A 14,650-nucleotide genomic window follows, 5' to 3' on the forward strand; every position below is an offset into this window, starting at 1 on the left:
GCCATGAAGTCGCTTTCCGACCGTATGTTCAATCCGCTGCCCGAAGGGCGGCTCGACGACATCCTGTTGCCCGAGGCCGACAACCCGGTCATGCAGCAGGGCTTCGTTACGACGAACCTCGACACGCTGTGGAACTGGGCGCGCACCGGCTCGATGTGGCCGATGACGTTCGGTCTCGCCTGCTGTGCGGTCGAGATGATGCATGCGGGTGCCGCGCGCATCGACCTCGATCGCTTCGGCGTCGTGTTCCGCCCGTCGCCGCGCCAGTCCGACGTGATGATCGTGGCGGGTACGCTGGTCAACAAGATGGCGCCGGCGCTGCGCCGTGTGTACGACCAGATGCCGGACCCGAAGTGGGTCATCTCGATGGGCAGCTGCGCCAATGGCGGCGGCTACTACCACTACTCATATTCGGTCGTGCGCGGCTGCGATCGCATCGTGCCGGTCGACATCTACGTGCCGGGCTGCCCGCCGACGGCCGAAGCACTCACCTACGGCATCCTGCAGCTGCAGAAGAAGATCCGTCGTGGCACCAACTTCGGCGACACCCGCGAGGGCGTGCGCACATGAGTGCGGTGCCGGAAGCGATCGAACCCGTTCTCGCGTCGCGCCTGCGCGAACGCTTCGCCGACGGCATCGTGACCGTCGCGCAGCCGCGCGGCGAAGTCACGCTGGAACTGCCGCACGATGCATGGCTCGCGACGCATGTCGCGCTGCGCGACGAATTCGGCTTCGAGCAGGTCGTCGACCTTTGCGGCGTCGACTACCTGAGCTACGGCAGCGACGAGTGGGACACCAGCGTCTCGTCCGAAGGCTTTTCGCGCGGCGTCGAAGGCAAAGGCATGGGCCGCTTCGTCTGGGGCGAGCAGCCGAACGGCGCGACGATCGCGCCCGAGCGTCGGTACGCCGTGGTCACCCATCTGTTGTCGGTGCAGCACAACGCGCGTCTTCGCGTGCGTACGTTCGCGCCCGACGATGCGGTGCCCGCGGTCGCGTCGCTGGTCGGCATCTGGCCGGGCGTGAACTGGTTCGAGCGCGAGGCGTTCGACCTCTACGGCATCGTGTTCGATGATCATCCGGACCTGCGCCGCATCCTGACCGACTACGGCTTCGTCGGTCATCCGTTCCGCAAGGATTTCCCGCTGATCGGCAATGTTGAAGTGCGTTACGACGCCGAGCGTCGCCGCGTGGTCTATCAGCCGGTGACGATCGAGCCGCGCGTGCTCGTGCCTCGCGTCATCCGTGACGACGCGCGCTACGAGACCTCGGTCGGCGAAGCCGCGCAGCGCGCGGAGGTGAAGAAGTGAGTGCCGTTCCGTCCCAGGCCGAACCGCTGCGTCCGACCAACCTCGGTCCCGAGATCCGCAATTACACGCTGAACTTCGGCCCGCAGCATCCGGCCGCGCACGGCGTGCTGCGCCTCATCCTCGAGATGGATGGCGAAGTCGTGCGTCGCGCCGATCCGCATATTGGTCTGCTGCATCGCGCGACCGAGAAGCTCGCCGAATCCAAGCCCTTCAACCAGTCGGTTCCGTACATGGACCGTCTGGATTACGTCTCGATGATGTGCAACGAGCACGCCTACGTGCGTGCGATCGAGACGCTGCTCGGTATCGAGGCTCCGGAACGCGCGCAGTGGATCCGGACGATGTTCGACGAGATCACGCGCATCCTGAACCACCTGATGTGGATCGGATCGAACGCGCTCGATCTCGGTGCGATGGCCGTCTTCCTCTACGCGTTCCGCGAACGCGAAGAGTTGATGGACGTATACGAGGCGGTGTCCGGTGCGCGCATGCATGCCGCGTACTACCGCCCGGGCGGCGTCTATCGCGACCTGCCGGATCGCATGTCGAAGTACCGCGAGTCGCCGTGGCGCAAGGGCAACAACCTCAAGCGCTTCAACGAGTCGCGCGAAGGCACGATGCTCGACTTCATCGAAGCCTTTACCCGCGATTTCCCGGCGCGCGTCGACGAGTACGAAACGCTGCTCACCGACAACCGCATCTGGAAGCAGCGCACCGTCGGTATCGGCGTGGTGTCGCCGGAAGACGCGCATGCCTGGGGCATGAGCGGTCCGATGATTCGCGGCTCGGGCATCGCGTGGGACCTGCGCAAGATGCAGCCGTACGCGCGCTACGACCAGGTCGAGTTCGATATTCCGGTCGGCAAGACCGGCGACTGCTACGACCGCTATCTCGTCCGCGTGGCCGAGATGCGCGAGTCGAACCGCATCGTCCAGCAGTGCGTGAAGTGGCTGAAGGCCAACCCGGGCCCCGTCATGGTCGACAACTTCAAGGTCGCGCCGCCCAAGCGCGAAGAGATGAAGGACGACATGGAAGCGCTCATCCACCACTTCAAGCTGTTCTCCGAAGGCTATTGCGTGCCGGCGGGCGAGACCTATGCGGCGGTGGAAGCGCCCAAGGGCGAGTTCGGCGTGTACCTGGTTTCCGACGGCGCGAACAAGCCGTTCCGCCTGAAAGTGCGCGCGCCGGGTTTCGCGCATCTCTCGTCGATGGACGCGATCGTCAAGGGCCACATGCTGGCCGACGTCGTCGCGATGATCGGCACCTACGACATCGTTTTCGGCGAGATCGACCGCTGAGTCGATCGCTGGAGCACTCACCGAAATGAAAGCCACCGGCAACTTCGAAGCCTGCCAGAACGTCGACCCCATGGTCGCGCTGACGGATGCTACGCGCGCGCACATCGACCACTGGCTGTCGAAGTTCCCGGCGGACCGTCGCCGCTCCGCCGTGCTGCAGGGCCTGCACGCTGCGCAGGAGCAGAACGACGGTTGGCTGAGCGACGAGATCATCGCCGCGGTCGCAAAGTACATCGGCATTCCGCCGGTGTGGGCATACGAGGTCGCGAGCTTCTATTCGATGTTCGAGACCGAGAAGGTCGGCCGCCACAACGTCGCCTTCTGCACCAACATCAGCTGCTGGCTCAACGGCGCGCAGGAATTGGTCGAGCATGCCGAGAAGAAACTCGGTTGCCGGCTTGGCGAATCCACAGCCGACGGCCGCGTGTACCTGAAGCGCGAAGAGGAATGCCTCGCCGCCTGCTGCGGTGCGCCGGTCGTCGTCATCAACGGCCATTACCACGAGAAGCTCGACACGACGAAGGTCGACGCGCTTCTGGACGGGTTGGAGTAATCGCGCGATGGCGCATTCGCACCACGACTATTCCAAGGGCTACGGCCCGGTCGGCCCGGCGCCGCAGGAGCACAACGTCGTCTACACGACGCTGCACTTCGACACGCCGTGGTCGTACGAAAACTATTTGAAGACCGGCGGCTACAGCGCCTGGCGCAAGATCCTCACCGAGAAGATCGAGCCGGCTGCAGTGATCGACATGGTCAAGCAGTCAGGCCTTCGCGGCCGCGGCGGCGCGGGCTTCCCGACCGGTCTGAAGTGGTCCTTCATGCCGAAGGGCGCCGGGCAGAAGTACATCCTCTGCAATTCCGACGAGTCCGAGCCGGGCACGGCGAAGGATCGCGACATCCTGCGCTACAACCCGCATTCGGTCGTCGAAGGCATGGCCATCGCCTGCTACGCGACCGGTTCGACGGCGGCCTACAACTACTTGCGCGGCGAATTCCATCACGAGCCGTTCGAGCATTTCGAGCAGGCGCTGAAGGAAGCGTACGAAAACGGCTGGCTCGGCAAGAACGTGCTCGGCAGCGGCATCGACGTCGACATCTATGGCGCGCTCGGCGCCGGCGCCTACATCTGCGGTGAAGAAACTGCGCTGATGGAATCGCTGGAAGGCAAGAAGGGCCAGCCGCGCTATAAGCCGCCGTTCCCGGCGAATTTCGGCCTGTACGGCAAGCCGACGACGATCAACAACACCGAAACGTATGCGTCGGTGCCGGCGATCATCCGCAACGGTGCGGAATGGTTCGCAGGCCTTGGCAAGCCGAACAACGGCGGCCCGAAGGTGTTCTCGGTGTCGGGCCACGTCGCCAACCCGGGCAACTTCGAGATCCGTCTCGGCACGCCGTTCTCCGAACTGTTGCAGATGGCCGGCGGCGTTCGCGGCGGTCGCAAGCTCAAGGCGGTGATTCCGGGCGGCTCGTCGATGCCCGTGCTGCCCGGCGACACGATGATGTCGCTGACGATGGACTACGACGCGATCCAGAAGGCCGGTTCCGGCCTCGGCTCGGGTGCGGTCATCGTGATGGACGACACCACCTGCATGGTGCGCGCCTGTCAGCGCATTGCGCGCTTCTACTTCAAGGAGTCGTGCGGCCAGTGCACGCCGTGCCGCGAAGGCACCGGCTGGATGTACCGCATGCTCACGCGCATCGTGAATGGCGAAGCGACGCTCGACGACCTGCAGATGCTGCGCGCCGCCGCCGGCCAGATCGAAGGCCACACCATCTGCGCGTTCGGCGAAGCCGCGGCGTGGCCGGTGCAGGGCTTCCTGCGCCATTTCTGGCATGAATTCGAATACGCGATCGTCAACAAGCGCTTCCTCGTCGACGACGAAGCCGCGGGCACGGTCGTGCAGCAGGTGGCCGCCGCATGAGTGCGCAACCCGTCAATCCGAACCTTCCGCCGGATCACGTCACCGTCTTCATCGACGGCGTCGAGATGGCCGCGCCCAAGGGTTCGATGATCATCCATGCCGCCGACAAGGCCGGCATTCCGATCCCGCGTTTCTGCTACCACGACAAGCTCAGCGTCGCGGCGAACTGCCGCATGTGCCTGGTGGAAGTCGAGAAGATGCCGAAGCCGGCGCCGGCCTGCGCCACTCCGGTGATGGACGGCATGAAGGTCGTCACGCGTAGCGAGAAGGCTCTCAAGAGCCAGCGCAACGTGATGGAGTTCCTGCTGATCAACCATCCGCTCGACTGCCCGATCTGCGATCAGGGCGGCGAGTGCGAACTGCAGGACCTGTCGATGGGCTACGGCCGATCGATCTCGCGCTTCTCCGAGCGCAAGCGCACGGTGCCGGACGAGGACATCGGTCCCCTGGTCGCGACCGAGATGACGCGCTGCATCCAGTGCACGCGCTGCGTTCGCTTCACCGCGGAGGTCGCCGGTACGTACGAACTCGGCGGCATGTATCGCGGCGAGAACCTGCAGATCGGTACGTACGACGGCAAGCCGTTGACGACGGAACTGTCGGGCAACGTGATCGACGTCTGTCCGGTTGGGGCGCTGACCAACAAGGTGTTCCAGTTCAAGGCGCGCCCGTGGGAACTCATGGCGCGTGAGTCGCTCGGTTATCACGACGCGCTTGGCAGCAACCTGTTCCTGCACGTGCGTCGCGGCGAAGTGCTGCGCACCGTTCCGCGTGACAACGACGCGGTCAACGAGTGCTGGCTGTCCGACCGTGACCGTTACTCGCACCAGGGCCTGTACGCCGCGGATCGCGCGACGCGTCCGATGGTCAAGGACGCCGGCGAGTGGCGCGAAGTGTCGTGGGAGCAGGCGCTCGCACGCGCGGCGCAGATCCTGCGCGACAACGGCGCCGACAAGCTTGGCGTGCTCGTGCATCCGTCGACGTCGAACGAGGAAGGTGCGCTGCTCGCGCGCCTGGCCGATGCGCTGGGTTCGGGCAACATCGACCATCGCCTCGGGCAGGTCGACCTGTCGGACGCAGCCATCGCCGAACCATTCGCGATGCCGGTCGCCGATATCGACACCGCATCGACGATCGTCATCGTCGGCTCGAACATCCGTCACGAGCTTCCGCTGGTGCATGCGCGCATCCGTCGCGCGTGGACGCGCGGCGCGAAGGTGTTCGTCGTCAATCCGGTCGATTTCGACTTCACGTTCGAGATCGTCGGCAAGCAGATCGTCGCGCCGTCACGAATTGCCGATGCGCTGGGTGATACCTCGCTGCGCGATGCACTGACCGGTGCGACGTCCGCCGCGATCATTGTCGGGTCGATCGCCGAGAACGGCCCGCACGCCGCGCGCATTCGCGCTGCTGCACACCAGCTCGCCGAGTCGACGGGTGCCAAGCTCTGCCGCGTGCCGCAAGGCGCGAATGCCGTCGGTCTTGCGCGTCACGGCGTGCTGCCGACGTCGCGCGACACGCAGGCGATGCTCGCCGACGCGCGCTCGGCCTACGTGCTGTACGGCATCGAGCCGGGCCTCGATTTCGCGGATACCGGCATCGCGATGGCAGCACTCAACGGTGCGCAGGTCGTCGCGTTCAGTCAGTTCGCCTGCGAGTCGACGCGTGCGGTCGCGGACGTGATCCTGCCGATCGGCGCACTGCCGGAAATCGACGCGACGCTGACCAACCTCGAAGGTCGCGACCAGATCGCCGTCGCGGGCGGCAAGCTGCCTGACCAGGCGCGCCCGGGTTGGCGCGTGCTGCGTGCGCTCGCGACGGAGCTTGCGGTTCCGGGTTTCGAATTCGTCGACTTCGCCGGTGCTCGCGCGTCGATTGCGCCGCGCAACGTGCAGGTCGCCGCCGGTCGTGCACCTGATGCGGGGCAGGGTGGTCTCGAGCTCGCCGTGAGTCCGGCGATCTATCGCGTCGACGCGGTGGTTCGTCGCGCACCCGCGCTGCAGTCGCATCCGCTCAACCACGCGCCGCGTGCATACGTGAACCCGCAGGACGCGCAGTCGCTCGGCCTCGAACACGGTTCCGTCGGTCGCTTCGCGGTCGCTGCCGGATCCGCGAAGTTGCCGGTCGAAGTCAGTGCGAAGGTGGCGGTCGGCACCGTCCATATCGAAGGCGGTCACGGCGCGACGTCGCCGCTCGGCACCGCACGCGTCGACGCCGGGAGGGCCTGATAGATGGTGCATGAGGCCATTGATTCGATGCACGGCTGGTTCGACGGTTTCGGCGTCACCGGTCAGCTCGTCTGGATCGTCCTGAAGATCCTTGCGATCACCATGCCGGTGATCATCTCGGTCGCGTTCTACGTGGTCTGGGAGCGCAAGCTCATCGGCTGGATGCACGTGCGCCACGGACCCATGTACGTGGGCATGGGCGTGCTGCAGGCGTTCGCCGACGTCTTCAAGCTTCTGTTCAAGGAAGTCATCCAGCCCGTGCGCGCCGACAAGGTGCTGTACGTGCTCGCGCCGCTGATCGGCCTCGCCCCGGCCTTCGCCACATGGGCGGTGGTGCCGTTCGACACGAAGGTCGTGTTGGCCGATGTCAATGCGGGCCTGCTGTATCTGCTCGCGATGACGTCGCTGGGCGTGTACGGCATCATCCTCGCGGGCTGGGCGTCGAACTCGAAGTACGCGTTCCTCGGCGCCATGCGCTCCGCCGCGCAGGTGGTCTCGTACGAGATCGCGATGGGCTTCGCGCTTGTCGGCGTGCTGATCGCCGCGGGCAGCCTCAACCTGTCGGAGATCGTGCGCGCGCAGGCCGGCAATGCCGGCATGTTCGAGTGGTTCATGTGGCCGCTGTTCCCGCTGTTCGTCGTCTACTTCATCTCGGGCGTCGCGGAAACCAACCGCGCACCGTTCGACGTGGTGGAAGGCGAGTCGGAAATCGTCGCCGGCCACATGGTCGAGTATTCGGGTTCGCAGTTCGCGCTGTTCTTCCTGGCCGAATACGCGAACATGATCCTCGTCAGCTTCCTGACGTCGCTGTTCTTCCTCGGTGGCTGGTTGAGCCCGTTCCAGGGGCTCGGCATTCCGCTGCTGTCGGTCGACGGCTGGTGGTGGCTGCTGCTGAAGGTCGCGTTCTTCGCGAGCGCCTTCATCTGGTTCCGCGCCTCGTTCCCGCGTTACCGCTACGACCAGATCATGCGTCTCGGCTGGAAGGTGTTCATTCCGATCACGATCGCGTGGATCTGCGTCACCGCCCTGATGGCCTATTACGGCGTCTTCGTGCCCTACAAGTGACGGACGCCCGGACCCCATGAAGCGCATTACGTCCTACTTCAAAAGCCTGCTGCTCATCGAGCTGATGCAGGGCCTGTGGCTTACGGCGTCGTACCTGTTCAAGCCGAAGTACACGGTCATGTATCCGATGGAGAAGATGCCGCAGTCGCATCGTTTCCGCGGCATCCATGCGCTGCGTCGTTACCCAAACGGTGAAGAGCGCTGCATCGCGTGCAAGCTGTGCGAGGCGGTGTGCCCGGCGCTGGCGATCACGATCGATTCCGAGAAGCGCGAGGACGGCACGCGTCGCACCACGCGCTACGACATCGACCTGTTCAAGTGCATCTACTGCGGCTTCTGCGAGGAGTCGTGCCCGGTGGACTCGATCGTCGAGACGCACATCCTCGAGTACCACTTCGACACGCGCGGCCAGAACGTCGTGACGAAGCCGCAGCTGCTCGCGATCGGTGACCGGCTTGAAGCCGAGCTCGCCGAGCGTCGCCAGCTCGACGCCCGTTTCCGCTGAGGCCGCCATGGACTTTGCGCAGATCGCCTTCCTTCTGTTCGCCGCCACGGCCGTCATCGCGGCGGGCGCGGTCATCACCCTGCGCAATCCGGTGCACGCCGTGTTGTGCCTGGTGCTGACGTTCTTCTCCGTCGCCTGCACCTGGATCGTCGCCGGTGCCGAGTTCCTCGGCATCGCGCTGATCCTCGTCTACGTCGGCGCGGTAATGGTGCTTTTCATGTTCGTCGTGATGATGCTGGACATCGACGTCGCGCCGTTGCGCAAGCACTTCGTGCGCTTCCTGCCGATCGGCCTGATCGTCTCGATCGTCATGCTGGTCGAGATCGTCACGCTGATCGGCGTGCGCGCGCAGATGGCGGCCGGTCTGCCCGCCAACGCCGCGGCTGGCACCGATGTGCCGAACACGGTCTGGCTGGCGCGCACGTTGTTCACCGACTTCCTGCTGCCGTTCGAAGTCGCAGCCGTCATCCTGACCATCGCGGTCGTCGCGGCAGTGATGCTGACACTCCGCCATCGCGGCGGGGTCCGCCAGCAGGATCCGTCGTGGCAGTCGAGCATTCGCGCGGCCGATCGCGTGCGCCTCGTGCGCATGGACGCGGTGCGTCCGGCGAAGGCGCCGGTCCCGCCCACCGGAGGTGACGCATGATCCTGACGGCGCACGGCATCACGCTGGGCCATTACCTCGCGCTCGGCGCGGTGCTGTTCTGCATCGCGGTCGCGGGTATCTTCCTCAACCGCCGCAACATCATCGTGCTGCTCATGTCGATCGAGCTGATGCTGTTGTCGGTCAACGTGAATTTCGTCGGGTTCTCCCGGCAACTCGGTGACGCGTCGGGTCAGGTGTTCGTGTTCTTCATCCTGACCGTCGCAGCGGCCGAGGCCGCCATCGGCCTGGCGATTCTCGTCACGCTGTTCCGCAATCGGCGAACGATCAACGTCGCCGAAATCGATTCGCTGAAGGGTTGATCCGATGCCCGGTGTGGAACACGTCATTTCCAAGTCCATCCTCGTCGCGATCGTCCTCGCGCCGCTGATCGGCTCGATCCTCGCGGGCCTGTTCGGCCGCAAGATCGGCCGCGCCGGCGCGCACTGGGTCACGATCCTCGGCGTCGCGACGAGCTGCGTCCTGTCGATGAGCGTGCTGTGGACGCTGGTCGGGCAGGGCGCCGCGCCGTTCAACGAAAACCTCTACACCTGGTTCGACATCGGTGGGCTGCAGGCGCACGTCGGTTTCATGATCGACCGCCTCACCGCGATGATGATGGTGGTGGTCACCTTCGTGTCGCTGCTCGTGCACATCTACACGATCGGCTACATGGAAGAAGACCCGGGCTACCAGCGGTTCTTCAGCTACATCTCGCTGTTCACCTTCTCGATGCTCATGCTGGTCATGAGCAACAACTTCCTGCAGCTGTTCTTCGGCTGGGAAGCGGTCGGCCTCGTGTCGTACCTGCTGATCGGCTTCTGGTTCAAGAAGCCCACCGCGGTGTTCGCGAACCTCAAGGCGTTCCTCGTCAACCGCGTGGGCGACTTCGGCTTCCTGCTGGGTATCGCGCTGCTGCTGTACGCGTTCGGTTCGCTGGACTACGGCACCGTGTTCGCGCGCGCGCCGGTGATGACCGGTCACCTGCTGGGCGACATGTTCAACCATCCGGCGGCGACGAGCGGAATGTGGTCCTGGTCCGTGATGACCGTGGCCTGCGTCTGCCTCTTCATCGGCGCGATGGGCAAGTCCGCACAGGTGCCGCTGCACGTCTGGCTGCCGGACTCGATGGAAGGCCCGACACCGATCTCCGCACTGATCCACGCGGCGACGATGGTGACCGCCGGCATCTTCATGGTCGCGCGCATGTCGCCGCTGTTCGAGATGAGCCAGACGGCGCTGAACTTCGTGCTGTTCATCGGTGCGACGACGGCGTTCTTCACCGGCCTGATCGGCATGGTGCAGTACGACATCAAGCGCGTCGTCGCGTACTCAACGTTGTCGCAGCTCGGTTACATGACCGTCGCGCTCGGCGCGTCGGCGTACTCCGCGGCCGTGTTCCACCTCATGACGCACGCCTTCTTCAAGGCGCTCCTGTTCCTCGCGGCCGGTAGCGTGATCATCGGCATGCACCACGAGCAGGACATGCGGAAGATGGGCGGCCTGCGCAGGTACATGCCGATCACCTACTGGACGAGCCTGATCGGCACGCTCGCGCTGGTCGCGACGCCGTTCTTCAGCGGCTTCTACTCGAAGGACATGATCATCGAGGCGGCCAAGTTCGCGGCCGAGCACCGCGACGGCTGGATCGCGAAGTACGCCTACTGGTGTGTGCTGCTGGGCGCGTTCGTGACGTCGTTCTACAGCTTCCGCCTGCTGTACATGACCTTCCACGGCCGCGAGCGCTTCCGCGATGTCGTTCCGTCCGACACGCACCACAACGTGGACGCGCATGCCGAGGGTTCGCAGACGCTGCACGAGCCGCTGCACGACGACGGCCATGGTCACCACGACGATCACGGCCATCACGGCGTGCACGAACCGCACGAGTCGCCGTGGGTGGTGACACTGCCGCTGGTCCTGCTCGCGATCCCGTCGATGCTGATCGGTTTCTTCACCGCCGGCCCAATGCTGTTCGGCACCGATTGGACCGGGCACACGAAGCAGTGGCCCTTCTTCCTCGGCGCGATCGACCTGCAGGCTGCTCGCGACACGATGGCGAAGATCGGCGAGGAGGACTGGCACGGTCCAGTGCTGATGGCGGCGCACGCACTCAAGGCGCCTGCGTTCTGGCTCACGGTCGCTGGGTTCGCGTTGGCGACGCTGATGTATCTGATCAAGCCCGAACTCGCCGATCGCGCGCGCCGCATGTTCGCGTGGCCGGTGCGCGTGCTCGAGAACAAGTACGGCTTCGACAATCTGTGGATCGACGGCTTCGCGGGTGGTGGTATCGCGCTCGGCCGCGCGTCGCGGATGTTCGATTCGATCGTGATCGATGGCGTCGCCGTGAATGGCAGCGCCCGCCTGGTCGACGTGGTCGCGCGCCTCTCGCGCCGTCTGCAGTCCGGCTATCTCTACCACTACGCGTTCGCGATGATCGTCGGCCTGATTCTGTTGTTGGCCTTCCTCATGCGCGGCTGGCATTGACGAGGGAATGACGTGAGCCCCGAGCCCTTGAACGGGACCTTTCCCTTGCTGAGCCTCCTCATCTGGCTGCCGATCCTGGCCGGTGTGATCACGCTCGCCTTCGGCAACGAACGTCCGAACGCCGCGCGCTGGTTCGCAGTCGCCAGTTCGATCGTCGTGCTGGCGCTGACCATCCCGCTGTTCACCGGCTTCGACTTCTCGAACCCCGGCATGCAGTTCGAGGAAGCGCGCATCTGGATCGCGTCCTACGACATCCAGTACCACGTCGGCACTGACGGCATTTCGGCGGCACTGATCGCGCTGACCACGTTCACTTCCGTGCTCGTACTCATCGGTGCGTGGGGATCCGTCGACGCGCGCGTCAGCCAGTACTACGCCGCGTTCCTGATCCTCGAAGGTCTGATGATCGGCGTCTTCGCGGCGCTCGACTCGATGCTGTTCTATGTCTTCTTCGAAGGCATGCTGATCCCGATGTTCCTGATCATCGGCGTCTGGGGCGGGCCGCGCCGCATCTATGCCTCGATCAAGTTCTTCCTCTACACGTTCCTCGGCTCGCTGTTCATGCTGGTCGGGCTGATCTATCTGTACCTGAAGGGTGGCAGCTGGCAGCTCGCCGACATGTACGCGCTGCCGCTGACGATGAAGGAGCAGACCTGGCTGTTTTTCGCCTTCTTCATCGCATTCGCGGTGAAGGTGCCGATGTTCCCGGTGCACACGTGGTTGCCTGATGCGCACGTGGAGGCGCCGACCGCGGGCTCCGTCGTGCTGGCGGCGATCATGCTGAAGATCGGCGGTTACGGCTTCCTGCGCTTTGCGCTGCCGATCGTCCCCGACGCGAGCTGGTACTGGGCGTGGCTGCCGCTGACGCTGAGCATCATCGCGGTCGTCTACGTCGGCCTCGTCGCCCTCGTGCAGGAGGACATGAAGAAGCTGATCGCGTATTCGTCGATCTCGCACATGGGCTTCGTCACCATCGGCACGTTCATCGCGCTGAGCCTGGTGCGCGAGATGGGCAATGCAACCGGCGCGGAACTCGGCCTGCAGGGCGCGATGGTGCAGATGATCAGCCACGGCTTCGTGTCGGGCGCGATGTTCAGCTGCGTTGGCGTGCTCTACGACCGCATGCACAGCCGCATGATCCGCGACTACGGCGGCGTCGCGAACGTCATGCCGTGGTTCGCCGCCTTCATGGTGCTATTCGCGATGGCGAATTCGGGCCTGCCGGGCACGTCGGGTTTCGTGGGCGAGTTCATGGTCATCATCGCGAGCTTCCAGAAGAATCCGCTGCTAGCGTTCGGCGCTGCGTTCACGCTGATCATCGGTGCCGCCTACACGCTGTGGCTGGTCAAGCGCGTCGTCTGGGGTGAGGTCGCCAACGAGAACGTCGCGGCGCTCACCGACATCAACAAGCGCGAGGGCTTCGTGCTCGGCGCGTTCGCCGTCGGCGTGCTGCTGCTGGGCTTGTGGCCCAAGCCGCTCACCGACCTGATGCAGCCTTCGATCGCGCAGCTCGCCAAGCAGATCGAGTCGTCCAAGCTGTAATGCCGACGGAATACCGCCGCCCATGATTGCCCCGATGCCCACCGCCGCCGACCTGATGCCGCTCCTTCCGGAGATGGTGCTGGTGGGTGCCGCCTTTGTCCTGCTGATGCTGGACCTATTCCTCGACGAGGGCCGCCGGATCGTCACGCATGCGGGCGCGATCGTCGCTCTCGTCGCGGTGGCCATCATGGTTGCGACGGGCGTCGGCGGTGACGCGACCACGCTAGGCGGCATGTTCGTGCGCGACACCGCGGCGGATGTGCTGAAGGTCGCGGTACTGGTCGTCTCCGCGCTCTCGATGCTCTACATGTGGCCGTTCCTGCGCGCGCGTGAGTTGTACCGCGGCGAAGTGGCCGTGCTGGTGCTGTTCGCGACCGTCGGCATGATGCTGCTCGTGTCTGCGGGCAGCCTGGTAATGATCTACCTCGGCCTGGAGATGCTTGCACTGTGCTCGTACGCGCTGGTCGCCATCGATCGCGATAGCGCGCTCGCATCGGAATCGGCCATCAAGTACTTCGTCCTTGGCTCGCTGGCGTCCGGCCTGCTGCTGTACGGCATGTCGCTCGTCTACGGCGCGACCGGCTCGCTGGACCTCACGCGCATCGCGTCGGTGGTCGCGAGCGGCGAGGGCGGCACGATGCTCGTGACCGGCGTCGTCTTCATGCTCGCGGGCGTGTCGTTCAAGTTCGGCGGCGCGCCGTTCCACATGTGGCTGCCCGACGTCTACACAGGCGCGCCGACGCCGATCACGCAGTTCATCGGTTCGGCGCCGAAGCTCGCATCGTTCGGCATGGCGTATCGCCTGTTCGAAGTGGGCGCCAATGCCCTTGATGAAAAGTGGCGGCTTCTGTTCGCGGTCATCGCCGTTGCGTCGCTGGCGATCGGCAACCTCGGCGCCATGGTGCAGAGCAATCTGAAGCGCATGCTCGCGTACTCGACGGTGTCGCATGTCGGCTTCCTGTTCATGGGCATCGCCGGCGGCGGTTCGCAGGGTTTTGCGGCAGCGATGTTCTATGCGATCAGCTACGCGCTGATGGCCGTCGCCGCGTTCGGCATGATCGTGGTGATGTCGGCGCGCGGCTTCGAGGCCGACCTGGTCGACGACTACAAGGGCCTGAACGCGCGTCACCCGATGCTGGCGGGCATGGTGCTCTGCGTAATGGCGTCGCTGGCCGGCCTGCCGCCGTTCCTCGGCTTCTGGGCGAAGCTCGCGGTGCTGCGCGCCGCTCTCGACGGTGGAATGATGTGGCTCGCGATCGTCGGCGTGGTGTTCGCGGTAGTCGGCGCGTTCTACTACCTGCGGGTCGTCAAGGCGATGTACTTCGATGATGCGGACAGTCACACGCAGCCCGTGGTCGCGAGCCGCCCCCTGCGTATCGTGTTCGCCGTCAACGCACTCGGACTTCTGGCGCTCGGCTTCGCGTGGAGCCCGGTCATGGCGTGGTGCCAGCGCGCATTCGCCTGACCATTCGCCGAACGCGGCGCGATTGACCGCAATTCAGGCTTGCGCGAATCCGGTGTCACCCATACAATTGTCGGCCTGATGCGGGGTGGAGCAGTCTGGCAGCTCGTCGGGCTCATAACCCGAAGGTCGCAGGTTCAAATCCTGCCCCCGCTACCAGCTTCGGGTTCTTCAATGTTTCGAAG

At 65.0% G+C, this 14,650-nt stretch carries 13 protein-coding genes and 1 tRNA gene; all 14 read left to right on the forward strand.

Features of this window, described 5'->3' with window-relative positions; translation table 11 throughout:
* Window positions 1–3 precede the first annotated feature (3 nt).
* The 14 genes from ACVWWW_RS08210 (at window position 4) to ACVWWW_RS08275 (ending at window position 14,624) form a co-directional block, all read left to right on the forward strand.
* On the forward strand, window positions 4–570 hold the full coding sequence (locus tag ACVWWW_RS08210) for a NuoB/complex I 20 kDa subunit family protein (protein ID WP_036141947.1): 567 nt from the start codon (window positions 4–6) through the stop codon (window positions 568–570).
* Window positions 567–1,307: an NADH-quinone oxidoreductase subunit C gene (locus ACVWWW_RS08215; RefSeq protein ID WP_051235107.1), complete on the forward strand. Its 741-nt coding sequence runs from the start codon at window positions 567–569 to the stop codon at window positions 1,305–1,307. Before ACVWWW_RS08210 ends, ACVWWW_RS08215 begins: the two co-directional genes overlap by 4 nt.
* Complete coding sequence (locus ACVWWW_RS08220; RefSeq protein ID WP_051235109.1) at window positions 1,304–2,605, forward strand: NADH-quinone oxidoreductase subunit D; 1,302 nt, start codon at window positions 1,304–1,306, stop codon at window positions 2,603–2,605. Before ACVWWW_RS08215 ends, ACVWWW_RS08220 begins: the two co-directional genes overlap by 4 nt.
* Before the next feature lie 25 nt (window positions 2,606–2,630).
* Window positions 2,631–3,158 (forward strand): NADH-quinone oxidoreductase subunit NuoE, encoded by a 528-nt coding sequence (nuoE, locus tag ACVWWW_RS08225; RefSeq protein WP_027082982.1) that lies wholly within the window; start codon window positions 2,631–2,633, stop codon window positions 3,156–3,158.
* 7 nt (window positions 3,159–3,165) lie between these two features.
* Complete coding sequence (gene nuoF, locus ACVWWW_RS08230; protein WP_027082983.1) at window positions 3,166–4,533, forward strand: NADH-quinone oxidoreductase subunit NuoF; 1,368 nt, start codon at window positions 3,166–3,168, stop codon at window positions 4,531–4,533.
* Window positions 4,530–6,761 carry an NADH-quinone oxidoreductase subunit NuoG gene (nuoG, locus tag ACVWWW_RS08235; protein WP_027082984.1) on the forward strand — a complete coding sequence of 744 codons (2,232 nt, stop codon included), beginning with the start codon at window positions 4,530–4,532 and terminating at the stop codon, window positions 6,759–6,761. Before nuoF ends, nuoG begins: the two co-directional genes overlap by 4 nt.
* Window positions 6,762–6,767: 6 nt before the next feature.
* Window positions 6,768–7,826: an NADH-quinone oxidoreductase subunit NuoH gene (gene nuoH / locus ACVWWW_RS08240; protein WP_027082985.1), complete on the forward strand. Its 1,059-nt coding sequence runs from the start codon at window positions 6,768–6,770 to the stop codon at window positions 7,824–7,826.
* 16 nt (window positions 7,827–7,842) lie between these two features.
* Window positions 7,843–8,331: an NADH-quinone oxidoreductase subunit NuoI gene (gene nuoI, locus ACVWWW_RS08245; protein ID WP_027082986.1), complete on the forward strand. Its 489-nt coding sequence runs from the start codon at window positions 7,843–7,845 to the stop codon at window positions 8,329–8,331.
* A gap of 7 nt (window positions 8,332–8,338) precedes the next feature.
* Window positions 8,339–8,977 carry an NADH-quinone oxidoreductase subunit J gene (locus tag ACVWWW_RS08250; protein WP_027082987.1) on the forward strand — a complete coding sequence of 213 codons (639 nt, stop codon included), beginning with the start codon at window positions 8,339–8,341 and terminating at the stop codon, window positions 8,975–8,977.
* Window positions 8,974–9,297, forward strand: a complete 324-nt coding sequence (gene nuoK, locus ACVWWW_RS08255; RefSeq protein WP_036141954.1) for an NADH-quinone oxidoreductase subunit NuoK — start codon at window positions 8,974–8,976, stop codon at window positions 9,295–9,297. The genes ACVWWW_RS08250 and nuoK overlap by 4 nt, the downstream gene beginning before the upstream one ends.
* 13 nt (window positions 9,298–9,310) lie before the next feature.
* Window positions 9,311–11,461: an NADH-quinone oxidoreductase subunit L gene (gene nuoL, locus ACVWWW_RS08260; RefSeq protein ID WP_027082989.1), complete on the forward strand. Its 2,151-nt coding sequence runs from the start codon at window positions 9,311–9,313 to the stop codon at window positions 11,459–11,461.
* 27 nt (window positions 11,462–11,488) lie between these two features.
* Entirely contained in the window at window positions 11,489–13,003 is a 1,515-nt protein-coding gene (locus tag ACVWWW_RS08265; RefSeq protein WP_027082990.1) for an NADH-quinone oxidoreductase subunit M, read from the forward strand.
* 10 nt (window positions 13,004–13,013) lie between these two features.
* Window positions 13,014–14,468, forward strand: a complete 1,455-nt coding sequence (nuoN, locus tag ACVWWW_RS08270) for an NADH-quinone oxidoreductase subunit NuoN (RefSeq protein ID WP_196804400.1) — start codon at window positions 13,014–13,016, stop codon at window positions 14,466–14,468.
* 79 nt (window positions 14,469–14,547) lie between these two features.
* Window positions 14,548–14,624, forward strand: a tRNA-Met gene (locus ACVWWW_RS08275).
* Window positions 14,625–14,650 lie beyond the last annotated feature (26 nt).

The sequence above is a fragment of the Lysobacter sp. HA18 genome (assembly GCF_054057595.1).

Bases quoted from the DNA above. Each gene is read 5' to 3' on its own strand.
- ACVWWW_RS08210 (WP_036141947.1), top strand. From the start codon at position 4: ATGAAGTCGCTTTCCGACCGTATGTTCAATCCGCTGCCCGAAGGGCGG.
- ACVWWW_RS08215 (WP_051235107.1), top strand. From the start codon at position 567: ATGAGTGCGGTGCCGGAAGCGATCGAACCCGTTCTCGCGTCGCGCCTG.
- nuoE (WP_027082982.1), top strand. From the start codon at position 2,631: ATGAAAGCCACCGGCAACTTCGAAGCCTGCCAGAACGTCGACCCCATG.
- nuoF (WP_027082983.1), top strand. From the start codon at position 3,166: ATGGCGCATTCGCACCACGACTATTCCAAGGGCTACGGCCCGGTCGGC.
- nuoG (WP_027082984.1), top strand. From the start codon at position 4,530: ATGAGTGCGCAACCCGTCAATCCGAACCTTCCGCCGGATCACGTCACC.
- nuoI (WP_027082986.1), top strand. From the start codon at position 7,843: ATGAAGCGCATTACGTCCTACTTCAAAAGCCTGCTGCTCATCGAGCTG.
- ACVWWW_RS08250 (WP_027082987.1), top strand. From the start codon at position 8,339: ATGGACTTTGCGCAGATCGCCTTCCTTCTGTTCGCCGCCACGGCCGTC.
- nuoK (WP_036141954.1), top strand. From the start codon at position 8,974: ATGATCCTGACGGCGCACGGCATCACGCTGGGCCATTACCTCGCGCTC.